The following is a 23,248-nucleotide window of genomic DNA, read 5'->3' as shown; positions in this document are numbered from 1 at the left end:
GTCTCCCCAAAAATTTGACGGAACGCCCACTAGGCGTTCCAGATATTGTCCCTATATCCAGCGATGGTGAAATCGCTTGAGAATCGTCCACTTGCGGCAGTATTGCGAATACTCATGGCAGTCCAGCGTTGGCGATCTTGATAGGCGTTAGCCGCATCAAGTTGCGCAATTCTGAACGCTTCAAAGTCCGCGGCTAACATCCACGGATCGGTAGGAGACTCAATCGCCATCATCAACGGATCAAAAATACCGGGTTCCTGCAGATTGAAATGACCACTTTTCAGTAGTGACATCACGCCAGATAACGCCTCAGAGGCTGCGATATATTCCCATGGGCGGTAATGGCGACGCAGTTCATCCACCTGTTTAGCGTTCAGCCCAAACAGAAAGAAGTTTTCATCGCCCACCTGCTCTAGCATCTCAATATTGGCGCCGTCTAAGGTGCCAATCGTCATTGCGCCATTCATCATAAACTTCATGTTACCGGTGCCAGAGGCTTCCTTACCTGCGGTAGAAATCTGCTCAGATAGATCCGTCCCCGGGCAGATAACTTCCATCGCCGATACGTTGTAATCCGGCAGGAATGCAAAGCGCAGCCATTTATTCACCTTAGGATCGCAGTTGATCATATGGGCCACGTTGTTAGCTAACTTAATGATCAACTTGGCAATGGCATACCCCGGCGCGGCTTTACCACCAATCAACACACACCGCGGTTGCATGCCTTGGGTGTCGCCATTGATGATGCGCTGATACAGATGAATCACATGCAATACGTTGAGCAGTTGGCGTTTGTATTCATGAATACGTTTCACCTGCACATCAAACAGCATTGAGGTATCAAACTGCACATGGCAGCGCTGCGCCACCAATTCAGCCAACGCGGCTTTATTCTCTTGCTTCACTTGATACCAAGCATCGGCAAAGGTCTTGTTATCTGCCAGCTTTTTCAGCCCTTCGAGCTTGGTTAAGTCGGTCACCCAGCCGTCGCCTAATTTGCTAGAAATCAGCGCCGACAGTTTGGGGTTGCAGTAGGCCAGCCAACGTCGAGGTGTGACACCATTGGTGCGGTTATTGAATTTATGCGGCCACAATTCGTAGAAGTCACGGAACAAGCCACTCATCAGCAACTCAGTGTGCAGCGCCGCGACGCCATTGACCGAGAACGAGGCCACAATCGCCAAGTAAGCCATACGCACGTGCGGATCTGGCCCCTCTTCGATGATCGACATATCGCGCAGTTTGCTGGTATTTCCCGGCCAGCGATGCGCCACTTCATCGAGGTAACGCGCGTTGATTTCGTAGATGATCTCCATGATGCGCGGCAACATGTGTTTGAACATGCGGACCGGCCAACGCTCCAGCGCTTCGGGCAACAGTGTGTGGTTGGTATAAGCCATACATTTGCTAACAATCGCCCAAGATGGCTCCCAATCCATTTCATAGACATCCACCAGCAAACGCATCAACTCAGGTACGGCAATGGCGGGATGTGTGTCATTCAATTGAATCGCATTCAGCTCGGCGAACTTGCTGAAATCCATGCCATGATTGAGTACCCAGTTACGCAGCAAATCTTGCAGACTGGCGGATGACAAGAAGTACTGCTGTCTGAGACGCAGCTCTTTGCCGTTTTCACTGCTGTCGTTGGGATAGAGCACCATAGTGATCTGTTCAGCCAAGTTTTTCGCCGCCACCGCTTCGGTGTAATCACCTTGGTTAAACTCGGCCAAATCAAACTCGTTGGTCGCTTCTGCTTTCCACAATCGCAGCGTGTTGACGCGACCATTGCGATAACCCGGTACCGGCATATCGTAGGCAACGGCGGCGACGTCTTGGGTATCACTCCACAACATGTGACGGCGGCCTGTGGCATCTACATAGCTGTGGGTATGACCAAAAAACTTCACCGTGACATTGTGCTGCGGTACACGTACTTCCCACGGGTTGCCATCACGTAGCCAGCGGTCCGGCTGCTCCACCTGATAACCATCAACAATTTTTTGCAGGAACATGCCGTATTCGTAGCGGATACCGTAACCGGTGACCGCCAGATCTAACGTCGCGCAGCTATCCAAGAAACACGCCGCTAGACGCCCCAAACCACCGTTACCGAGGCCAGCATCGTGCTCTTGCTGCTCCAGTGCTTCGAGTGACACCGCATAGTTGTTTAACACGGTGCGACATTCATCGGTCATATCCATATTGAGTAACGCATTGCCCAATGCGCGCCCCATCAAAAACTCCAATGACAGATAGGACACGTGTTTTTTCTGCTGTTCAATATCGGCTTTGCGAGTATCGCGCCAGTTATCGAGCAACTGCTCCTTAACGGCGATTGCCAAGGCGTGAAACATCCCTGATTCCGATTGGTCATCCCGCGTTAAGTCGTATCTCAACTGACGTTCAAAGGCGTCTTTCAATGAGTCGCAAGGCTCGCAGCCCGAGCTAACAACCGGTGTTTCTCCTTTGGCAGCAGTCGTTTTTGCAGGTGTGGCGCGCTTGGCCGGACGTTTGGCCGGGGCTTTCTTTGACGCTTCAGTCATGCATTACTCCTTCTTCCATATCCCTGTTTTCCGGGCATTACCGCCCCGAATAAAGTTAACGATCTTGCTGATACCGACAACGTTGTGCCTGCATCAAAGCAGCTTTCAATGTCATCGGGTAATCCAATTGCCGAACTGGTGGTTAGCAGTGCCTGCCAACGGCAACCCTCGACAATCTGTGGAATAACGAACTCACTCTCCTCTTCGCTGGCGTGCATCATGATGAGCAACATCTCCACATGACCATCTGGCTCAGTGGTTTTCATTAATAACTGTAGGCTACGGCAGTTACCTTCGGCCCAATGTTTCCACGTCATTTCATCGCCATGGCGGTCATACCAGCCCAAGGCATGCTCATCTTTGGGGTTAGCAGAGTGAATAAACTCGCGGGTTTGAAACACCGCCGACTGACGTCGCAGGCTGATCAAACGCTGGCAAAAACTGCGCATATTCTGCGCCGCGTCATCTTGGCGCCAATCTAGCCAGCCGATGTCGCTGTCTTGGCAATAAGCGTTGTTGTTACCGCGCTGACTGTTGCCTTGCTCATCACCGGCGAGCAACATCGGCACGCCTTGAGACAGCAATAACGTCGCCATAATGTTGCGTTGTTGCTGCTGACGAATGGCGACAATTTCCGGGTCGTCTGTGTCACCTTCCACGCCATAATTGGCGCTAAAATTCTCGTGGTGACCATCACGATTTTCTTCACCGTTGGCCTCGTTGTGACGCTGCTCATAACTGACCACATCGTTCAAGGTGAAGCCGTCATGGCTGGTGATGAAGTTGACCGAACTGCATGGACCACGACCGGAATGCTCAAACAGATCGCCAGAACCGTGTAACCGCTTCGCCAGTTCTGGCAACATGCCATGGTCGCCGCGCCAGAAACGGCGCACCGTATCGCGATAGCGGTCATTCCACTCAGAAAATGGCAACGGAAACTGCCCTAACTGATAGCCGCCGGGGCCGATATCCCAAGGCTCGGCAATCATCGCTGCGCCACTTAAAATCGGGTCTTGCAGCAGCGCATCAAAAAAGCCAGCGCCAGCGTCAAACCCTTTGGGTTCCCGGCCAAGACAACTAGCCAAATCAAAGCGGAAGCCATCAACGCCCATCACCGACACCCAATAACGCAGCGAGTCCATCACTAACTGCAACACTCGCGGATGACTGATATCGAGGCAGTTGCCGCAGCCGGTGTCGTTGATATAGAAACGTTTATCGTTGGGATGCAGCCGGTAATAGCTGAGGTTATCGATACCGCGGAAGTTGTAACAGGGGCCAAGACGATTGCCTTCGGCGGTGTGGTTGTACACCACATCCAACAGCACGCGAATGCCCGCTTGGTGGAAGTTGTCCACCATCTGTTGAAACTCAGCAATACCATCGTCGGTGGCGCAGTAACTGCGATGCGGGCAGAAGAAAGCCACACTGTTGTAGCCCCAGTAGTTACTCATGCCCTTGTCATCGAGAAATGGTTCAGAAAAAAAACTATGAACGGGCAGCAATTCTACGCTGGTAACGCCCAATGATTGCAGATATTCAATCACTTGTGGGCTACCTAGCCCAGCATAGGTGCCACGTAATTCATCGGCTAAATCGGGAAACTGCTGGGTAAAACCTTTAACGTGTAGTTCAAGGATCACCTCAGCACTTAATGGCTGTGGCGCTAAGCGTTTACCGCTAAATGGTTGTTCGTCCACCACCACCGAACGCGGCACCGCCCAAGCGTTATCGACACAGTTGAGTAACGTGTCGTCGCCGATATTGCCATCCGCCGATACGCCCTGCGTTTGCGCTAACTCGCTTTCAAACTCTGGCGATTCCAGTAAACACTCAACATCCAGTGGCTTGCCGTTCTCATCAATGCGTGCATAGCCGAGCATCCACGGTCCCGGTTGTAACGAGCCTTTAAGCCAACGTGCATACGGATCCATCAGCAATTTTTTGGGATTAAATCGATGCCCCAAGTGCGGTTGATATGGCCCTTTGACCCGATAGCCATAACACAAGCCGGCTTCGGCGCCAGCGAGAAAACCACACCAGATTTGTTGCCGATATTCAGGCAAGACAAAGCGGCCTAATTCACGCCAATGGCCGCTGCCATCCTGCTCGTAGCAACACAACTCCACTTCAGTGGCATTGGCAGAGAACAGTGCAAAATTTACCCCTAACACTTGGCCTTGTTCATCTTTCACCACCGAACTGCCCAACGGATAGGGTTGTCCCGGACGCATGAACATGATTAGTTCTCCAATGTGAAGTACAAGGTCGCTAACGGCGGCAAGGTGATCACGGCAGAATGTTTCATGCCCTGCCATGGCTGATATTCACTGACGATAGTGCCGCTATTACCGACATCGGCACCACCATAAAAGTGGCTATCACTGTTGAGCCGTTCACGATAATGCCCGCCTTGCGGCAAGCCGATGCGATAACCTTCGCGTACCGTTGGGGTGAAGTTACACACCACCACTACAGGGCGACCTTTGGCATCAAAGCGACAGAAGGCCAGCACACTATTACCAACGTCAGTACAATCGAGCCAAGCAAAACCACTGCCTTCCATATCGCATTGCCACAACGGTGGTAATTCAGTGTAAGCATGGTTGAGATCCGCCACCCACTGTTTCATCTGTTGGTGTGGAGCGTATTGCAGCAGATGCCAATCTAAGCTGTAGTCATGCTGCCACTCGCGTCGCTGGGCAAATTCATTGCCCATAAACAGCAGTTTCTTGCCGGGATGTGCCCACATAAAACCGTAATAAGCGCGCAAGGTGGCAAACTTTTGCCAGTCGTCACCGGGGATTTTTTCCAGCAGCGCCCGTTTGCCATGCACCACTTCATCGTGGCTCAGCGATAGAATGAACTGCTCGGTGTAGGCATACACCATCGAGAAGGTCATCTCGTGATGATGAAAGCTCCGGTGCACCGGATCGCGGCCGAGATAACACAAGGTGTCGTGCATCCAGCCCATATTCCATTTGAAACCGAAGCCCAGACCACCAGCACTGACGGCACGGCTGACACCGCCCCACGCGGTCGACTCTTCAGCAATCATCATGATGCCGGGATAACTGGCATACAGGCGCGTATTCAGTTCTTGCAGTAGTTCAATAGCTTCTAAGTTTTCGCGGCCACCAAACTTGTTAGGCGACCACTCACCCGCTTTACGGCTGTAATCGAGATACAACATAGATGACACCGCATCAAGCCGCAGGCCATCGATATGGAACTCCTGTAACCAGTAACAGGCATTACTCAACAGGAAGCTTTGCACCTCTTTACGGCCGTAGTTGTAAATCAGCGTATCCCAGTCGGGATGGCTACCGCGTTGCGGGTCTTGGTGCTCATACAGGCAGGTGCCATCAAAATTGCCCAAGCCGTGCGGATCTTTAGGAAAGTGCGCTGGCACCCAATCAAGCAGCACGCCAATGCCCTCTTGGTGAAAGGCATCGATCATCATCTTCAGCCCAGCTGCATCACCAAAACGGTAAGTTGGCGCATACATACCCACTGGTTGATAACCCCAAGAGCCATCAAATGGAAACTCGCTCAGCGGCATAAATTCGACATGGGTAAAGCCCAACTCCTTAACATAAGGAATGAGGTGGCTCACCGCATCTTGATAGCTGATATAGTCGCGGCCGTCATCACCTTTACGCCGCCACGAACCAAGATGCACCTCATAGATACTCACCGGTGCTTGGTGCCATGCGGTTTTGGCGCGACGTTTCATCCATTGGCTGTCGTGCCACTGCCATTGCTCACGTGGCGGTACAATGGAGGCGTTATATGGTGGTGGCTCCATGCTGCGCGCATAGGGGTCGGCTTTTTCATGCCAACCGCCACCGGCGGTTTGAATGGCAAATTTGTAGTGTTCAAGCCCGACTAAGCCGGGGATAAAAATCTCCCAAATCCCCGAAGCGGGATGTTTGCGCATACTATGGCGGCGTTTGTCCCAGCAGTTAAAATCCGCCACCACCGATACCGATTGCGCATTGGGCGCCCAAACACAAAATTGGATGCCAAGTTCACCATCCACCTCATGCCAGTTAGCACCAAGAAAGTGCCACGCTTGTTGTTGGCGCCCCTCATTAAACAGATAGGTATCATCGTCATTGAGTAAAGATGAGAATGCGTAAGGGTCGCTGACAGTATGCTCCGCTGCGGGATAGCTCACTTGCAGCAGATAGGGAAACGGCTTCACGCGCCGCGGCATTTTGCCGACAAATAGCGGCTCAGCGCCAGATACCGCCGCTAGAGAGGCCACTTTTTTGCCCGTCTTCTTATCTAATACATCCACCTTGGTGGCGCCGGGTAATACCGCCCGCACCACCAGAGTTGGCTTTTCACTACCAACAACGTGCATACCTAGCCAACTGAACGGATCTCCGTGACGGCCTTCCGCTAACGCCCGAGCACAACCATATTCCGGACAGACATCGTTTGGAGTGTTGCCGATGGACTCGCCAGACACAGCGTTTTCGGTAACTGGTTCAGACATCTCCTGCTTCATCTCCTGCTCCTCCTGTCAAAACGTCATTAATTATGAGTGTTACGCACTGACCTCACCGCGGTCAGCACGTCTACGAATAAATTCTTGGCCGCAAATTGGGAAACGGGGACGGAATAACGCCGTCGCCAATTGGGATATTCACTGCTGGTACCTGGGATATTAATCGCGTCGACCTCAGCCAATAAATCAGCTAGCGCAATGCTATAAAGCTGCGAATTACCGGAGGCAACGGTTTTAGCCCAAGCGGGCAAAATAGCGTCCAGCGTGGTGTCAGACTCCGCCCATCCCGCCATATCTTTGAGCCAGTGCAATACGCCTTGCCGTTGTTGTTCGCGCTCGATTTGCGCTTGCTGTAACTCTTGTTGGCTTAATAGGTTTAGCTCATGGCGCTTGAGCAGATCTTGCCCCTGCCACCAAGCCGCCATGGTTGGTACATCGTGGTTTGCCAGCATCATTAAAGCGTGTGACTTATAGTCGTGGGGCGCTTTAAAACCGGCGTATTGCGGATAACGATAACCATCGCTGCAAAAGTAGAATAACTCGTTGGAATAGATGCCCGCATCGGTCATAGGCGCTTTGATTTCTGGCGGTACAATACCGAGATCTTCACCGATCACCATACAGGCGGCACGGTGGCTCTCGAGTCGCAAAATCGCCATCATCAATTCAAATGGATAATAGATATAGGCGCCAGCGGGTTGCGGCTGACCAGATTCAGCAATCGGCCACCACCACAAACGAAATAGCCCCATAAAATGGTCGATACGCAATGCACCACAATGGCGCATATTACAGCGCAGCATCTCAATAAAATGTTGGAAGTTATGCTGTTTCAAACCGATAGGATCTAATGGCGTCAGCCCCCAGTTTTGCCCTTGCGGTGCAAACGGATCGGGTGGCGCACCGATGCTGGCTCGAGTGCAAAACTGTTCTGTCTCTTGTGACACTTCTACGCCACTGCCCACCGCCCCGACCGCAAGATCGCGGATTAAGCCAATCGCCATACCGCTGTCACTCGCTAACTGCTGACACTGCGCCAGTTGCTCTTCGGCGACAAACTGCAGGTAACAGTAAAATTCGCTATTTTTTAGCCATGGGGTTTTAGCTTCCGCCGCTTGCTGTATCGCATAGTGTTGCAGCGCCGCCCCTTCAACATCCAAAAATTCGGTAAAAGCGAGGCGACGAGGATGATCCGCTGGATAGCTATCAAACACCTTAAACATCGCCTTTAACTCGGCAGCTTTGTAGTGCGCTGCTTGCGTGTAATCAACCCACCAATCACCTTTATCCGCTTTGGGCATCCGCTTCGGTAGCAACTCGTGCCACAGCGGGTTTTGCCCTTCGGCCGACAAACTGGGGCTAATGTACAAACAATGTAATCGGCGGCGGTCATAGGGACTGTATGGACTGGCCGCTTCCGGTTCATGAAGCGGCAATGCGTGCAATGGATTAAGCAGCAAGAAATCTGCGCCTTGAGCAGCCAAGATCTTGATGGTATCGGCTAATGCGGCAAAATCGCCAAAAGCCGTTGGTATTGCATCATTAGCCGCTGCATTCCATAAAGAAAAGACTTGTAAGCTCACGCCCCACGGACGTTTTTGCGGCGCGATACGGGCCAAATCAGCGCCATAAACTTGAGCGGGAGCAAGCAACAGCACACCTTGTTCGGCAGAGGATGCATCATCGGCGTAGGCCAAATTCAGTTGATGGTAGCCCATGCTCGGTGACGCCTCATCGATAGCAGCCAACAAGGGCGCTAACGAGAGTTTTCTTTCTAAATAACTTTGACCTCGGGTGAAGTAATCACCGCTCACATGCGCGGCTTGTACATCAAAAGTCAGCACGATGGGCGCTTGCTGCTCGGCGCTCAACGTTAAGGTTAACTTACCTGAAAACTGGGCAGGAACTTGAAAGGTAACCACGGGATGTTCAACATCTGCCCACTGTAATGGACGCAGTAACTTGGTCCACGGTTGGGCATCCAATTCGTCAATTCTGGAAGCAACCCATTGCGGGTAATCAGCTGCACTCACTTGAGCCAGTTGCTCATAACACATCGTTCTAAGCAAATATTCACGCTCAGACGTGGGCGTCTCGTGATAGACGCCATTACAGTCCGTAAAACCGTTGCCAACACCTTGCAGGTAGAGCAGCTTGTCCAGATCCATCCATAGTTCTCCGTGACAAAGTCGAAAGACAATTATTGAGCAGGTTACATGCCATAAGCAAATCTCAATTTTGCCAAATAGTTACCTTGCAACAATCTCTTCAATACTAACCATTACAAATCAGCGCATTAGCCGTTTTATAAAGCATAATTGCACCAATTTATGACACTATGACGGTAACACGTGGTGCAAAAAATGACATAAAACTGTGCAACAGATCACCATTCAAGTGCAAGCACGGCGGAGATAAGTTAACTACTTGTAGCACAAGCCATTAATTTAGTGATTAGCAACGGAAGGCGCGCAAGTCTGCGCGATGCTCAGGATTTAGCAGTCCAAAACCGCCAGCAATGGATAAGAGGGAAAGTGGCAACCTTGCTGAACGAAGCAACGTATTAGCTTTCGTAACAGCACGGGATCATGACGAGTGCGCCCAATGACACACTCTGACGAAAAAGATAAGCTAGCAGTTGGTCGGCAGCTATTTTACATCAGATTTCTCATCAGCAATTTGCCCCACCAGCAACATCGGCGCGGCATCAAGTGCCTCGGCATTCATCATCGAGGCGATACGTTCGACAGCCGACAGCAACTGACTTTGCTCCCACGCTTCGAGCGATTGATAATGCTTAATAAAATGCTCTTGTAGTGGCAACGGTGCATTCGCGAGTAATGCTTTACCAGTCTCGCTTAGCAGCAGATGCACCTTACGTTTATCCGTTAGCGAACGTTCACGGCTGACAAAACCTTTCGCCTCTAGACGATCAATGATGGAGGTCACGGTAGCTGGGCTGAGATTGATCTCCGCGGCAATCTGTTTCAGCAACGGATTACCCAACGAGCTAATCTGCTGCATCACCATCAACTGTGGCCCCGTTAACCCCGAATGCTTACTCAACTGTCGGCTATGTAAGTCGATGGCACGAATAATTTTGCGCAGTGAAATTAACAGTAATTGATGTTTTTCCATGAACAGCGACAACTCTGGCTTGAATTAGTGAAGAAAACTCATAGTAACGAGCAGTGGATCGCGATTATACCAAAATCTAATAACCGCTTGGTAAAAAACTCCGTTAGCCTTGCGCCACAAGGATATCGTCCACCCATTCCGTCTTATCTTGCGTTATTTTCATAAAATTGAACAAGTTAAACGAGATATAGGTAAATGCTCTCAGGCAGTGCTTTGCGATTATCTGATAACCAGAGCACATTTCATAAAGTTTGCGTGTATTAAACTTTTTGCTAAACCAACTGCCACGCGAGAGCGGAGAAAGCCCAAACACTAGGAGGTGTAATCATGGCTACAAAATTCTTCATTCCATCTGTAAACGTTCTTGGTAAAGGTTCACTAGACGAGGCTGTCAGTGATATCAAATCATTTGGCTTCAAGCACGCGCTGATCGTTACTGATAAGCCATTGGTTGATATCGGGATCGTTGGCAGCGTTGCAGAAAAATTAGGCAATGCGGGCTTAGCTGCCACCGTTTATGATGGCGTACATCCTAATCCCACGGTATCTAACGTTGAAGCTGGTTTAAAACTGCTGCACGCCAACAAATGCGATTGTGTGATTTCTCTTGGTGGTGGTTCTCCTCACGATTGTGCCAAAGGTATTGCCTTAGTCGCTTCTAACGGCGGCAATATTGCTGACTATGAAGGCCTAGACCAATCAGCAAAACCACAACTGCCATTGATTTCGATTAACACTACCGCGGGTACCGCCAGTGAAATGACCCGTTTTTGCATCATCACCGATGAAAAACGTCATATCAAAATGGCGATTGTGGACAAGCACGTTACCCCAATTCTGTCAGTGAATGACCCTGAGTTGATGCTGAAAAAACCAAAAGGTTTGACCGCTGCAACCGGTATGGACGCACTGACTCACGCAGTAGAAGCGTACGTGTCTACTGCTGCCACCCCAATTACTGATGCATGCGCGATTAAGGCGATTGAAATTATTCGTGACAACCTGCGCACCGCCGTAAACGAAGGTAGCAATATCGAAGCACGTGAACAGATGGCGTATGCCCAGTTCTTGGCAGGTATGGCATTCAACAACGCCAGCTTGGGCTATGTACATGCAATGGCGCACCAACTCGGTGGTTTCTACGACTTACCGCACGGTGTATGTAACGCACTGCTGTTGCCATTTGTACAAGAGTACAACGCACAGGTGGCGGCGCCTCGTCTGAAAGACGTCGCCAAAGCGCTGGGGGTCGATGTTACCGCGATGAGCGATGCAGAAGGCGCTCAAGCAGCAATCAACACCATTAAAGCACTGGCAAAAGATATCAATATTCCAGCTAACCTGACCACTATTGGGGTAAAAGCGGAAGATATTCCAACACTGGCAACTAACGCGCTGAAAGATGCTTGCGGTCTAACCAACCCTAAACAAGCAACACATGAAGAGATCTGCCAAATCTTCAAAAATGCGATGTAATTACGGCGCAGTGATGGGATAACATCCCGCACCAACGCCCACAAAAATGGCCTCATGCGAGGCCATTTTTTTATGCGATTTATCGTTACAGCACAAACTTATTTACTTCACGGCTGATATCACTGCCGAGTTCTTTTAAGGTGATCGCGCCCGCCGATGCCGCTTCACTACTGCGAGACATCTCATCGCCCACTTCACGAATGGTTTCAGTATTTTGGTTGATCTCAATCGTCACTGAGGCTTGTTCTTCCGCTGCCGAAGCAATCTGCGCCGCCATGTCATTGATACTGCTTACCGCATCGCTGATCTGCTGCAAAATTTGGCTAGCGGCTTCCGCATCAGCCACACTGCCATCGGCTTTTTCACTGGCCTCAGTCATCGCAGTGACCGCCGCAACGGTGGCTTGTTGCAGTTCCGCAATCATCGCTTCAATCTCTTGGGTGGATTGATGCGTGCGTTGTGACAACACCCGCACTTCGTCAGCAACCACCGCAAAACCACGGCCGTGCTCGCCTGCTCTCGCCGCTTCAATAGCCGCATTGAGTGCCAGCAAATTGGTTTGGTCGGCGATCCCCGCAATGGTGGCAAGAATCGAACTGATCGCCTGAGAATGTTGGTGCAACTTATCGATAATCGCACTGGCTTGATTCAGTTCGGTCGCCAATTCAGAGACGGATTGACGGCTACGCCCCACCTGTTCACGGCCGTGCTCACCCAAAGCAACCGCATCCATCGCCTGCTGCGAGGTGGTTTCAGCATTAGCGGAAATCTCTTGGGTTGCGGACGCCATCTCGGTCACGGCGGTCGCCACCATATGCAGCTCAGACTGATGTTTCTGCAACCGACTATGTTGCAACTGTGCCGAAGCCGCGGAAGACTCCGATTCCTGTTGTAACGATTGTGAAGTTACTTTCAGGGTAGAGATAATGCCATGCAACTGTTCAATAAAACGGTTGAAACTACTGGCCAGTTGGCCAATTTCATCTTTGCTGGTGATCGGCAGTCTTTGTGTAAGGTCACCGTTGCCTGAGGCAATGGCGTTAAGATTTTTACGAATCTGCTCTAAATCACGGAAAAGAATACTTGCCATAAACGCCAGTAACAGCGTGGCAGCGAGCAAGATGATGGCGCCAATCCCGAGTTGTACCCAAAGCTGGTGATGCAGCGGTGCCATGACTGTAGCGCGATCCATCACCATCACAAAGGTCCAACGCGTGTGCGGAATTTTCACCGCATAGATTAAGCTATCTTGCCCAGCAATATCTGCGGATTCGATGTTACGTTGTGCCGCCAATTGTTGCAGTTTGGCAGGTGCCAGATTGGCGGAAAACTCCGAGGCGGCTTTACGGCGCCAACGCTCTTCCGGGTGAGCGATCAACTGGTCACTATCATCAATCAGTAAAGCATAGCCATTACCTGCGATACTCAATTGCCCAATGGTTTCCGTCAGAGCATCTAAGGTTAAGTTGCCACCGATGACACCGATCAGTTGGCCGTTACGCTTCACCGGATAAGCGATGGTTACCACATATTTACCCGAGGTCAACGAGGTGTAAGGATCACTAATAAACACATCGTTATTAGCAACTGCACCTTTGTACCAGCTGCGCGTGCGCGGATCATAATCTTTAAGGATCACGTTAGGGTCATTTTGCAACATCTGGCCGTCTACCGTACCAAGATAAGTGATACGAAAACGCATCGCCTGATTAGTTTGTTGCAGCAAAATATGCGGCGCAATGTCCTTGTTTAAGGCAAGTGAATCAGCAGTTCCTTCAATAGCTTGAATACGGTCATTCATCCAGTTGCCTAAATTGACCGACAACGACTGCGCAAAACCATCAATGTCTGCATCCAACGTCGTGTTAATCGTACTATTTAGTGCCGTCAGGCTCTGCCAAATCAGCAATACGCTGAGTAGTGCCAACAGTAACGCCGAAGTGACGGTAATTTTCACTTTCAGCGACCAATTCTTAAACATCGTTAGCATAACTATCCTTAAACAATAGCTGAGGAAAAAGCGTGCTAGAAATTAAGACGCCTTTATTGAAAAGCGACCAAATCACCCCAGTTAATTAATGAGTGACTGAATTAATTTGGTCGGCATACGGTAAAAGCGATAAGAATTTCACTCAACACTCTGAAAAATCGTGTGAAAACTATCTAAAACCCATCAAAAAAACAATCTAAAAATGTGAGCCATAAACAAGAAGCAACCATCCCATGGTGCTAGGGAAGGTGCGAATAAGTCCCGTGCGAGCTCTGCGTAAGCATACAGCTTTCAGATGCAAGGCGCAGTTTGCCGCGAATGGTGAGCCCTTTGCAAAAACTGCAACGTAGCAGATGAAGCTGTAGGCCACGCCCTACGGGGATTTGTAAGCTCATGCATTTCTTCGTTAGCTAACTTTGCCATGCTCCAGCATGCCCGCAGTTAGCTGCCTTGAACTGCTATGGCTTACAAATCCAGAGCGTCGCGAAGACTTGTTCGCACCTTCCTTAGGGACGGTTTATCTTTGCTGATTATTTTTTGCAGCTGGCAGAGCACGATTTAGGCAAGGCAGGTGATGTGCCGTGTAGTTATTCGCCACCAACAGCCCAAGGAAGGTACCAATAAGTTGGGTATGCGCTCTAGTCGGATTTGTAAGCAAAGATTCGCCCCCCCCACCCAAGCAGCAACAGAATGAGTTCTCGGTTTGCCGAGGCTAGCACCTGCCCCGTATAATCATCGGTAACTGACGTTTAACGATGATCAATTCAATGACCGAGCCAAATTTTAGCGAACTCAACCAACGCACCAGCCTGTCCTTTAAACAGCAGCAGCGCATGATCAAAGCGTTGTTAGCAGGCAAAACCATGCTTTGCGAACACTGTGGTAAAGCGCTTAGCGCTAAGTTACCCAATAGCAAGGGCGACATACTTGGCAAAATTAGCTGCGTTAAAGGCTGTACCGATATCGAACTGGAAGCCGATATCGCCGTGAAATAGTGCCGTCATCAGCAAGGGATAAAGATGTTTTCCGACCAAAGTTTTGCATTTCTTCGAGCGCTGAAACACAACAACGAACGTAGCTGGTTTAAAGAACACCAACAAACCTACGAAGACAATGTGCGCACCCCAGCACTGCAATTTATTGAGCAGATGCAGCCACATATTCAGGCAATGTCACCACGCATGACTGCCGTTGCTAAAAAAGTCGGTGGCAGTTTAATGCGGCCACAGCGCGACACCCGGTTTAGCCATAATAAATCACCTTACAAACTCAATGTGGGTATCCAGTTCCGCCACTTTCAAGCTGGTGATGTGCATGCGCCCGGTATGTATGTGCATATTGCTGAGGAGGAATGTTTTCTAGCTGCAGGTTGTTGGCATCCCGCAGGGCCAGAGCTGAATAAAATCCGCCAATGTATCGATGATAATCCCAACAGTTACCTTAAAGCAGTTGAACAGCTCACAGCAGGTGGATTTAACTTGGACGGTGATTCACTGCAACGGCCGCCCAAAGGCTTTGATAAACAACACCCATTAATTGAAGAACTTAAACGCAAAGACTTTATCGCCATTAAAAGTTTGAGCCCGCAACAAGTGTGTAGCCCAGACTTCGTCGAATTTTGCGCCCAAGAGTTTCAAGCGGTGCAAAAACTGATGGGCTATCTCTGTTTTGCGCTCGAACTCGATTATTAAGTGGCGGGGCAGGAAGTTTGCTATACTCCGCGCCCTAAAATTTCAGCCCAAGCCGGAACCCGTGATGACTCCAGTAGAAAAGCGCGCCTTAAGTTACGCCACCACCATCAATGGCTTATTTGATGAGATCTTCACTTCAAAGAAGAATGCTGACCGTGTCATTGCGGAGTATTTTCGTGCCACCAAAAAACATGGTGCTAAAGACCGCCGCATTATTCGCGAAACACTGTTTGGGCTATTCCGCTGGTGGGGTTGGCTACAGCAGTTGCAAGCGGAGCAAACCGATAGTTCAGCTCGCACCCTATTGCTCTATCTTACCAGCCAAATTGAGCAGCATCCTTGGCCAGATATTGCCGAAGCCTGGGCCACTCTGGCCGACAGCCAATATTACGCAGCAGAGATCGACAGTCCGCAGGCTGCCTGCCAATGGCTCAATAACAGTTTTGCCCCTCGACTATTTACCTTAGAGCAGTTAGTGCCTGATTGGTTATGGCAATACTTGCCCGCGGAATTCAGCGCGAAAGAGGCGTTAATCGAATCACTGTGCCAGCGGCCGCCGATTTGGGCACGTATTCAACGCATGCACCGAACCGACGCCATGGCGCAGCTGCATGCCAATGAGATTGCCGCAACGGCTGGCCACTTTGACGACACCATTAATTTAGGCCACAAAAGCATTAACTTGCAGCAGGTGCCGTTGTATCGCGATGGACATTTGGAAGTGCAAGATCTTGCCTCACAAGTGATCGGACAGATCTGCGCACCTAAAGCGGGAGAACGTTGGTGGGATGCTTGCTGTGGTGCGGGGGGGAAAACACTGCAACTGGCGTCACTCATGGAACAAGCGGGCCCGGTGGCGAGTGAAATTGTGGTATCCGATGTGCGGCCCGCCGCCATGGCCGAGCTACAAAAACGGGCACAACGTGCTGGTTTTAACAACATCAGCAGCGCGCCTTGGCAGAATGAACAGCTGCCGGTTGATGCAGACAGTTTTGATGGTGTGTTAGTTGATGCGCCCTGCAGCTGCATCGGCACATGGCGCCGTAACCCAGATCAGCGTTGGTTGGATGAGGAAACAGTCGTCAACCATAGTGCCGAACTGCAACAACAGATCCTACAGCGCGCAGCGGCAGCAGTTAAACCAGCGGGCGTGTTGGTCTATGCCACCTGCTCTATCACCGTGACCGAAAACCAGCAGATTGTTGAAAATTTTTTGCAACAACACCCTGAGTTTACGTTAGAAACTGTGATACATCCTTTCACAAAGAGCGCCACACAATACCTGACTATCTGGCCTTTTGAAGCAGATAGTGATGGGATGTTTGTTGCGCGACTGCGACGGGTAGCGTAATCATCCAAATCCGGGTTGCCATACAGGTCAATTTGCAACGGCAAAAAATTCTTACCGATAAGCGTTAAATATTTCGCTTTAGCTTAGCAACAGCTTTGGGTAAAAAGATCAGGTGCAATATTTGCACTATTGATTGGACCTGTAACATGTCACGCGAATACTATTTTGATGAAGATGACACTTCATGGAACGATGATGATGAACAGCTGCGCGGCAAACAACGCAGCAAGAAAGTAAAGCAGCGTCGTCGCGACACTAAACGCCGTTACTATGACGAACATATGGAGACAGAGTATCTGAACACCAAGTGGGAGTAATAGCGGCACCGCATCTTCATGATGGTAGCGCAAGCACCGAATAAAAAAGAAGGGCTGGTCACTGACCAGCCCTTTTGTATTCATGCAGTTACCGCTTAAACCGCTTCTTCGTTTTCTTCGCCGGTACGAATGCGGATCACACGTTCCACATCCGTTACAAAGATCTTGCCATCACCAATTTTGCCGGTGCGCGCGACATCAACAATCACATCAACGGTTTGCTCTACCAACTCTTCTTTAATCACTACTTCGATTTTTACTTTTGGCAAAAAATCTACCATATATTCAGCACCGCGATAGAGTTCAGTGTGCCCTTTTTGACGTCCGAAGCCTTTTACTTCTACCACTGTCATGCCGGTAATACCGATCTCAGCCAGCGCTTCACGCACATCGTCAAGTTTGAATGGCTTGATTATCGCTTCCACTTTTTTCATCAGGTACTCCTTAAGCCTTTATTTCAATTTTTCACTAGCTTAACACGCAGCTAATGAGGAAAGCTGCCAGCCTAAGCGTAAATTTAACTATAACGCACGCTTTTGGTTATTAGATAATCGTCTAAAAATACCGTTTTCATTGCCACTGATAGCCCCTAGACTGGTAGCCGAGTTTGCAGGATGCAGACCGCAACGACAAAGGATTTGTCTATGAAACACACCCACGACGGCTTCACCTTAGTGGAGCTGATGGTCACTATTAGTGTTGCCAGCATCATCTTAGGTATTGGCGTGCCCTCGCTAAAAACCTTAATGGTTCATTATCAATCCGCCACCACGCTACAACAGTTACGTCATGCCATCTGGCTGGCACGCAATCAAGCAATCAGCTATGGCGCGCGCACCACGCTCTGCCATTTGGATAATAATAGTTGTATTCCTACCCAGTGGCAGCAAGGCGTGACGGTATTTGTCGATATCAACGGCAATTACCAGCACGATGAGGGCGAGCCAATGTTATATGAGTCTGGCGAATTTAGCGCACCGGCGGATATCTTCTTCAATCGCCAAGCAATTCGCTTTTTACCCACAGGATTAGCCAGTGGCATGAATGGCACGTTAAGCTATTGCCCCCATGACGATGGAATAGCGCCGCAGTCCATTAAGGTGAACCAAGCGGGACGCATTCATCTTAGCGACATCACAGATTGTTAGTTTTATATTTCATTGCCCCACAGCTCTCCCTATACTTAGCCAAGATATTGGTAAGTTATGGAGAGTGGTATGCGCAAAATGCCCAATGGCTTCACCTTAGTGGAACTCATGGTCACTATTGCGGTTGCCGCTATTTTGCTCACCGTGGGCGTGCCGTCATTGAAGTCACTATACGATGCCTACCGCGGGAATTCCGAAATCAGCCGCATTCAGCAAGCGCTGTCTTTTGCCAGAAACCAAGCCATCAGCTATGGTGCACCGGTCGCCGTATGTCCCAATAACAATGGCACAAGCTGTGGCAGCGACTGGCAATCTGGCTTACTGATTTACGCCACCACCACGGCCGATACCGCAACGGTGAGCAAAGTGCTTAAAGTCGTGGAAGGCTTCAATAGCAGTGATCGTATCGCTGGAGGGAAAATCGTATTTCGTCCTGACGGGCTGACCAGCAATACCGCTCAAGTCAGCTTCATCTATTGTCCTAACGGCGAACGCAGCGGCTCACGCAGTATTAATGTCAGCAGCAGTGGCATGATCCGTTACGGTGATGATGATCAAACCTGTGGTAGTTAGTCCCCGAGTCATCAACCACACCAAACAAAACTTCTTCACCGCTATGTTTCTCTTGGCAATTTATGTCTACAATTTAATCATTGCAGAGGAACAGGCAGACATTACCAATGGAAGAAAAGCGCAAATTCTCGCGGATCCTATTCGACGCTAAGGCCCATCTTCACACCTCCAACGGCGAGTGGCACACACGGTTACACGATTTATGCCTAAATGGCGCCATGGTGGAACAACCCGCAGGTTTTACCAGTACCGATCCGTTGGAGTTGGTCTTTACCTTGCCAGGCTCTGACATTGAAGTGCGTATGCCAGCAGATGTGATGTATCAACGCGGCGGTTTTCTCGGTCTAAAATGCGCCTTTATTGATGTTGATAGCATCACCCATTTACGCCGTTTACTTGAACTCAATACTGGCGATTCCTCTTTGTTAAACCGCGAATTGAGCCAATTTATTGCAGAGCACGACCAAGCAAATCCCTAGCGGCTGTTGATCTTTGCTGGTTGTTTTTGCAACTGGCAAAGCGTGATTTAGACAAGGCAGGTGATGTGCCATTTAGTTATTCTCCAGCAGCCGCCCCTAGCATGGTCGCGCGGGTCGACGTTAATCAACTAATGCTTCAAGCGCCTCGCTCAGCTTAGTCACCCCGATAACGGTCATGCCTTGAGGGGGCTTCTTCGGCACATTGGCTTTCGGGACAATGGCTCGAGTAAAACCGTGCTTAGCCGCTTCAATTAACCGCTCAGTGCCGTTGGGGACTGGGCGGATCTCTCCAGACAAACCGACCTCACCAAACACCACCAGATCACGTGGTAGAACGATAGAACGAAAACTCGAAACCATCGACAATAACAAAGTTAAATCGGCACTGGTTTCAGTCACTTTGACGCCACCCACCACGTTAACAAACACGTCTTGATCTGACATCTGCAAGCCGCCATGACGATGCATCACCGCCAGCAACATGGCTAGGCGGTTACCATCAGTTCCCACGGCGATACGGCGAGGATGACCCACCATCGATTGATCCACCAGCACCTGCAATTCGACCAGCAATGGTCGAGTGCCTTCCCAAACGACCATCACTACTGAACCGGGCGCAGCGTCATCCGCCCGTGATAAAAAGATGGCCGATGGGTTTGCCACTTCGCGCAGGCCACGCTCGGTCATGGCGAACACGCCTAACTCGTTAATTGCCCCGAAACGGTTTTTGTGAGAACGCAGTGTGCGGTAGCGGTTATCCGAGTCGCCTTCAAACATCACCGAACAGTCGATACAGTGCTCTAGCACTTTGGGGCCAGCCAAGCTACCGTCTTTGGTGACATGGCCCACCATGATGATGGCGATATCATTCTGCTTGGCAAAGCGCGTTAAAAACGCTGCGGATTCACGCACTTGCGCCACACTACCGGGGGACGATTGTACATCGCTGATATGCATGACTTGAATGGAGTCGATAACGATGATTTTTGGCTTCTCGCGCAACGCGATTTCGCAGATGACATCGACACTCGTTTCCGACAACATTTTCAGTTTGTCGGTCGGTAATCCCAATCGATGCGCCCGCATCGCCACTTGCTGTAGCGATTCCTCACCGGTGACGTACAACGCTGGCATGGTTTGCGCCAAAGCACATAATGTTTGCAGCAGCAGCGTACTTTTACCAGCCCCTGGATGCCCACCAATCAAGATAGCGCTACCCGGAACAATACCGCCACCCAGTACTCGGTCAAACTCAGTAAAGCTAGTGGCAATACGTGGTAACTCGTTCAAATCAATCTGATCTAAGGTTTGCACCGTACTGCCAGTGTTACCAGCATAGCCGCTAAATTTCTGGCTTTTAGCCGCAGTTACCGCACCGAGTCGTACCTCAGTAATCGTGTTCCATTCGTGGCAAGCGCTACACTGTCCTTGCCAGCGGGGGAAATCTTGTCCGCACTCATTGCAGACGTAGGCAGTCTTATTTTTGGCCATAGAGCATCAGCTTGATCAATTGGGTGAAAAAAACATGAAATAACGTTAAGTTAGCGGCAGGAAATCTACAAAAACGACTTTAGTTACCTTGAGATCCGCCGACAAAATATAATAAGCCGGGCCAGTGTAACATTCTTTTAGGATCACTCGATGAATTCGGAAGCGAACGCGAATCTGATTGAACAACTTAAGCCCATGATGATGGAGCCGAATTTTGACGAGATTTTTAGCAAACTCACGGCTAAAGAATCTAACTCGACCCGTTTTCTGCTTAAGATGGAAGTTAATCGTCTCGCTTCCCCGTGCCTGCGCCTCATCGATCTACGTGATAAGTCCGACAGTCCCTGCTTTGAAGTGAATTTTGGCGAACAACGCCATTTTCTCGATGAAGCCGCCAGACAAGACTTTGAAACGGCCCTTGCCCTCTATCGCAACAACTACACGATGGGCGTGTATGAGCATGTGATCAACATGCATCAAGAACGCCGACGTAGACAACGTTCGCTCCCCAATGAAGTTGAACAAGTAGACGAGCAGTTCAAAGTCCCCGGCGTCATTCTGGGCAATTACATTCGCCGCACCGAAGAACGCATGAACTACAGCATCAAGATTTTGGTGTCGCAGCCGCAGCGGCGCGAATTAGTCGGTTCCACCTTAGATCTGTCCGTCAGCGGTGCGCGCATTAAACTGCCTGCAGAGCATAACTTTAATCTCAACCAACCATTGTTAGTCAAACTCAGTGAGCTGGGGGATGAGTTCTATTTTGAAGATCTGCAACAAGGGGTGGAATATCAGGTCGCCGATGCGCAAACCAAAGGCGATGACTGCATTTTGCGTTTGAAGCGTATCAGTGGCAGCCAAAAACTGGCGGAGATGTTGGCAAACCTCATTCGCGGCTTTAAATTTCGCTACAAAGTGGATATTAACGATGTGCTAGTCAATGCCAGTGGCATGGGCTTTGAGCGCCATTATCTGCCCCATTATCCCCACTTGCCACTGTTTGTTGAACGCGATGATGAACAGCAATATCGTATCAATACCTTGCTACTCACACGCGACAACCAACGTTTGCTGCACCATTTTGTGGACGAACAAGAGATCAACCAACTGCCTGCTATGCTAACCAGCGAGCGGTTGCAAGCGGCAATCAATCATCCTGATGAACTGGCGCACACGCTGTTTTTCAGCTTTACCTACCAGATTAATAACAGTGTATTTTTTTACTCAGCATCACTGGCAGAGCTACAGCAACACGATCTGCTCGCGCTATTTCTTAGCTACGGCGCCAGTAAATCCAATTGGCATGTTTATCGTTTATATGTCAATCCGATTGATCACAACCAAAGCTACAAAGCATCGATTTTACCGGGGGATGATCTCACCTACTCAGCACTTACTGAGCAGCAACTAGCGCACTACAGCCATATCGTGCAGCTGTTTGATTGCACCTCTGCTAGCGCCCAACAGCGTTATCAACGCTGGCAAACAAACGATAAGGTCAACGAGTTAAAGCGCTTCGGGCAAACCAAATTAACTCGCACTTGTGTGCATCCGGTATCACTACAATTCAGTGAACGGCGCCAAGAACCGCGTTACGCATTCAAAACACAGGTGACCTTATTGCAGGATGGAAAGGAGATCAGCGGAATAACTCATGACATTTCGAGCCGTGGCTTACAACTCGATCTGAATGACCTGAACGACTTTGAAAGCACAAAAGAGTTTACCGTCAGTTTTCCGAAATTACAGGAACTATCGCCTAAAACTAAGCTGCAGGCCTTGGCCTATCGACTGGTTAAACAGCGCAAAGAGGGCAAAACCTTACATCTATGTGCGGTGATTGGTCATGATATCCATACTGGCGTGGATTTTCTTAACCGTCTGATTATTCACAATCGTGAAAAATTATCCCAATTAGCCGAGCACAATATTGAAGCGAAAGAACTGGCTGACGGGTTGAAGAACCAACTGGTGAGACACTTAAATTCAGTGCCATTTATGGTAGAGAAAACCAGTAGTTCGTTTCAAATAGCCTGTATCGGTATTGGCATGCAACGTGACCCTATCAGTGACAGATTTGCCTGTGACCGCGAGCGTAAACTGCTGTTTGATCTGTCGCCATTATTCAGCGGCGGTCACCTCAGACAAGAGATCGTTGCCCCTATTCGGCAGATGACACCGCAGCAGAATACCAAGCATGTTGAGTTGTTTGCCGTAGCGGTCAACATGAATCAACAGCCACAACTTATCCGCTGCAAATATGCTCACGAGTTTAGCAGCATTGATGAAGAGATTGCCTACATTAAGCAGGCACAACTTATCGGCGAGTTTGTCGCATTTAAGATCTATCGAGCCGCCACAGGCAAGCCCGATATGTCATATCTACAACGCGAATTAGCCTATATACGCATTCATGCTGCTCATCGTGAAAAACAACTTGAGCAGATGTTGTGGCGTATTATCGGCATTGGCGAGATCACCGATATTTCCGCCGAAGTCCCGTGGCGCTACCCCGAGCTACACTCATAA

Annotated in this window: 17 protein-coding genes; 9 read left to right on the top strand and 8 right to left on the bottom strand. The window is 49.8% G+C overall.

Annotated features, from left to right (window positions below; genetic code table 11):
• Window positions 1-29: 29 nt before the first annotated feature.
• From L9G74_RS07610 to L9G74_RS07590, 5 genes are all read right to left on the bottom strand, one after another.
• The gene (locus tag L9G74_RS07610; RefSeq protein ID WP_238895701.1) at window positions 30-2,546 is read right to left on the bottom strand and encodes a glycogen/starch/alpha-glucan phosphorylase; all 2,517 of its coding nucleotides are present in this window, start codon (window positions 2,544-2,546) and stop codon (window positions 30-32) included.
• Window positions 2,543-4,789, bottom strand: coding sequence for a glycogen debranching protein GlgX (gene glgX / locus L9G74_RS07605; RefSeq protein WP_238895700.1), 2,247 nt, complete (start codon window positions 4,787-4,789; stop codon window positions 2,543-2,545). Before glgX ends, L9G74_RS07610 begins: the two co-directional genes overlap by 4 nt.
• A 2-nt stretch (window positions 4,790-4,791) precedes the next feature.
• Window positions 4,792-7,065 (bottom strand): 1,4-alpha-glucan branching protein GlgB, encoded by a 2,274-nt coding sequence (glgB, locus tag L9G74_RS07600; RefSeq protein ID WP_238895699.1) that lies wholly within the window; start codon window positions 7,063-7,065, stop codon window positions 4,792-4,794.
• A 26-nt stretch (window positions 7,066-7,091) separates the two neighbouring features.
• On the bottom strand, window positions 7,092-9,233 hold the full coding sequence (gene malQ, locus L9G74_RS07595; protein WP_238895698.1) for a 4-alpha-glucanotransferase: 2,142 nt from the start codon (window positions 9,231-9,233) through the stop codon (window positions 7,092-7,094).
• Between the two features lie 481 nt (window positions 9,234-9,714).
• A complete protein-coding gene (locus L9G74_RS07590; protein WP_238895697.1) occupies window positions 9,715-10,203 on the bottom strand; it encodes a MarR family winged helix-turn-helix transcriptional regulator in 489 nt (162 codons plus the stop codon).
• A 327-nt stretch (window positions 10,204-10,530) separates the two neighbouring features.
• Here L9G74_RS07590 and yiaY point away from each other — a divergent pair, with 327 nt between their 5' ends.
• Entirely contained in the window at window positions 10,531-11,679 is a 1,149-nt protein-coding gene (yiaY, locus tag L9G74_RS07585; protein ID WP_238895696.1) for an L-threonine dehydrogenase, read from the top strand.
• 85 nt (window positions 11,680-11,764) lie between these two features.
• Here the strand turns inward: yiaY and L9G74_RS07580 are convergent, their stop codons facing one another.
• The gene (locus L9G74_RS07580; protein ID WP_238895695.1) at window positions 11,765-13,660 is read right to left on the bottom strand and encodes a methyl-accepting chemotaxis protein; all 1,896 of its coding nucleotides are present in this window, start codon (window positions 13,658-13,660) and stop codon (window positions 11,765-11,767) included.
• Window positions 13,661-14,436: 776 nt separating this feature from the next.
• On the opposite strand from L9G74_RS07580, the gene L9G74_RS07575 reads away from it, so the two are divergent.
• From L9G74_RS07575 to L9G74_RS07560, 4 genes are all read left to right on the top strand, one after another.
• A complete protein-coding gene (locus tag L9G74_RS07575; RefSeq protein WP_238895694.1) occupies window positions 14,437-14,664 on the top strand; it encodes a hypothetical protein in 228 nt (75 codons plus the stop codon).
• Window positions 14,665-14,688: 24 nt separating this feature from the next.
• The gene (locus L9G74_RS07570) at window positions 14,689-15,360 is read left to right on the top strand and encodes a DUF2461 domain-containing protein (RefSeq protein WP_238895693.1); all 672 of its coding nucleotides are present in this window, start codon (window positions 14,689-14,691) and stop codon (window positions 15,358-15,360) included.
• Window positions 15,361-15,424: 64 nt separating this feature from the next.
• Window positions 15,425-16,711 carry an RsmB/NOP family class I SAM-dependent RNA methyltransferase gene (locus L9G74_RS07565; protein ID WP_238895692.1) on the top strand — a complete coding sequence of 429 codons (1,287 nt, stop codon included), beginning with the start codon at window positions 15,425-15,427 and terminating at the stop codon, window positions 16,709-16,711.
• Window positions 16,712-16,857: 146 nt separating this feature from the next.
• Window positions 16,858-17,028, top strand: a complete 171-nt coding sequence (locus L9G74_RS07560; RefSeq protein WP_238895691.1) for a small highly charged protein — start codon at window positions 16,858-16,860, stop codon at window positions 17,026-17,028.
• Window positions 17,029-17,123: 95 nt separating this feature from the next.
• On the opposite strand, the gene L9G74_RS07555 is transcribed toward L9G74_RS07560, so the two are convergent.
• A complete protein-coding gene (locus L9G74_RS07555; RefSeq protein ID WP_238895690.1) occupies window positions 17,124-17,462 on the bottom strand; it encodes a P-II family nitrogen regulator in 339 nt (112 codons plus the stop codon).
• 210 nt (window positions 17,463-17,672) lie between these two features.
• On the opposite strand from L9G74_RS07555, the gene L9G74_RS07550 reads away from it, so the two are divergent.
• The 3 genes from L9G74_RS07550 to L9G74_RS07540 all read left to right on the top strand — a co-directional run bounded on the left by L9G74_RS07550 (window position 17,673) and on the right by L9G74_RS07540 (window position 19,228).
• On the top strand, window positions 17,673-18,176 hold the full coding sequence (locus L9G74_RS07550; protein ID WP_238895689.1) for a GspH/FimT family pseudopilin: 504 nt from the start codon (window positions 17,673-17,675) through the stop codon (window positions 18,174-18,176).
• Between the two features lie 69 nt (window positions 18,177-18,245).
• The gene (locus L9G74_RS07545; RefSeq protein ID WP_238895688.1) at window positions 18,246-18,749 is read left to right on the top strand and encodes a GspH/FimT family pseudopilin; all 504 of its coding nucleotides are present in this window, start codon (window positions 18,246-18,248) and stop codon (window positions 18,747-18,749) included.
• Window positions 18,750-18,856: 107 nt separating this feature from the next.
• Window positions 18,857-19,228 (top strand): PilZ domain-containing protein, encoded by a 372-nt coding sequence (locus L9G74_RS07540; RefSeq protein ID WP_238895687.1) that lies wholly within the window; start codon window positions 18,857-18,859, stop codon window positions 19,226-19,228.
• 120 nt (window positions 19,229-19,348) lie between these two features.
• Here the strand turns inward: L9G74_RS07540 and radA are convergent, their stop codons facing one another.
• Window positions 19,349-20,719: a DNA repair protein RadA gene (gene radA / locus L9G74_RS07535; RefSeq protein ID WP_238895686.1), complete on the bottom strand. Its 1,371-nt coding sequence runs from the start codon at window positions 20,717-20,719 to the stop codon at window positions 19,349-19,351.
• Window positions 20,720-20,869: 150 nt separating this feature from the next.
• Between radA and L9G74_RS07530 the strand changes: the two genes are divergently transcribed.
• Complete coding sequence (locus L9G74_RS07530; RefSeq protein ID WP_238895685.1) at window positions 20,870-23,248, top strand: PilZ domain-containing protein; 2,379 nt, start codon at window positions 20,870-20,872, stop codon at window positions 23,246-23,248.

The sequence above is a fragment of the Shewanella electrica genome, from assembly GCF_022321485.1.
GTDB lineage: Bacteria > Pseudomonadota > Gammaproteobacteria > Enterobacterales > Shewanellaceae > Shewanella > Shewanella electrica.
Note: the sequence above shows the minus strand (reverse complement) of the source record. Positions and strands in the feature narration are given on the sequence as shown.

Coding starts and splice junctions, on each gene's coding strand:
- glgX (WP_238895700.1), bottom strand. CDS start 4,789: ATGTTCATGCGTCCGGGACAACCCTATCCGTTGGGCAGTTCGGTGGTG.
- L9G74_RS07530 (WP_238895685.1), top strand. CDS start 20,870: ATGAATTCGGAAGCGAACGCGAATCTGATTGAACAACTTAAGCCCATG.
- L9G74_RS07555 (WP_238895690.1), bottom strand. CDS start 17,462: ATGAAAAAAGTGGAAGCGATAATCAAGCCATTCAAACTTGACGATGTG.
- L9G74_RS07570 (WP_238895693.1), top strand. CDS start 14,689: ATGTTTTCCGACCAAAGTTTTGCATTTCTTCGAGCGCTGAAACACAAC.
- L9G74_RS07580 (WP_238895695.1), bottom strand. CDS start 13,660: ATGTTTAAGAATTGGTCGCTGAAAGTGAAAATTACCGTCACTTCGGCG.
- L9G74_RS07560 (WP_238895691.1), top strand. CDS start 16,858: ATGTCACGCGAATACTATTTTGATGAAGATGACACTTCATGGAACGAT.
- L9G74_RS07575 (WP_238895694.1), top strand. CDS start 14,437: ATGACCGAGCCAAATTTTAGCGAACTCAACCAACGCACCAGCCTGTCC.
- yiaY (WP_238895696.1), top strand. CDS start 10,531: ATGGCTACAAAATTCTTCATTCCATCTGTAAACGTTCTTGGTAAAGGT.
- L9G74_RS07565 (WP_238895692.1), top strand. CDS start 15,425: ATGACTCCAGTAGAAAAGCGCGCCTTAAGTTACGCCACCACCATCAAT.
- L9G74_RS07610 (WP_238895701.1), bottom strand. CDS start 2,546: ATGACTGAAGCGTCAAAGAAAGCCCCGGCCAAACGTCCGGCCAAGCGC.
- malQ (WP_238895698.1), bottom strand. CDS start 9,233: ATGGATCTGGACAAGCTGCTCTACCTGCAAGGTGTTGGCAACGGTTTT.
- glgB (WP_238895699.1), bottom strand. CDS start 7,065: ATGAAGCAGGAGATGTCTGAACCAGTTACCGAAAACGCTGTGTCTGGC.
- L9G74_RS07540 (WP_238895687.1), top strand. CDS start 18,857: ATGGAAGAAAAGCGCAAATTCTCGCGGATCCTATTCGACGCTAAGGCC.
- L9G74_RS07590 (WP_238895697.1), bottom strand. CDS start 10,203: ATGGAAAAACATCAATTACTGTTAATTTCACTGCGCAAAATTATTCGT.
- L9G74_RS07550 (WP_238895689.1), top strand. CDS start 17,673: ATGAAACACACCCACGACGGCTTCACCTTAGTGGAGCTGATGGTCACT.
- radA (WP_238895686.1), bottom strand. CDS start 20,719: ATGGCCAAAAATAAGACTGCCTACGTCTGCAATGAGTGCGGACAAGAT.
- L9G74_RS07545 (WP_238895688.1), top strand. CDS start 18,246: ATGCGCAAAATGCCCAATGGCTTCACCTTAGTGGAACTCATGGTCACT.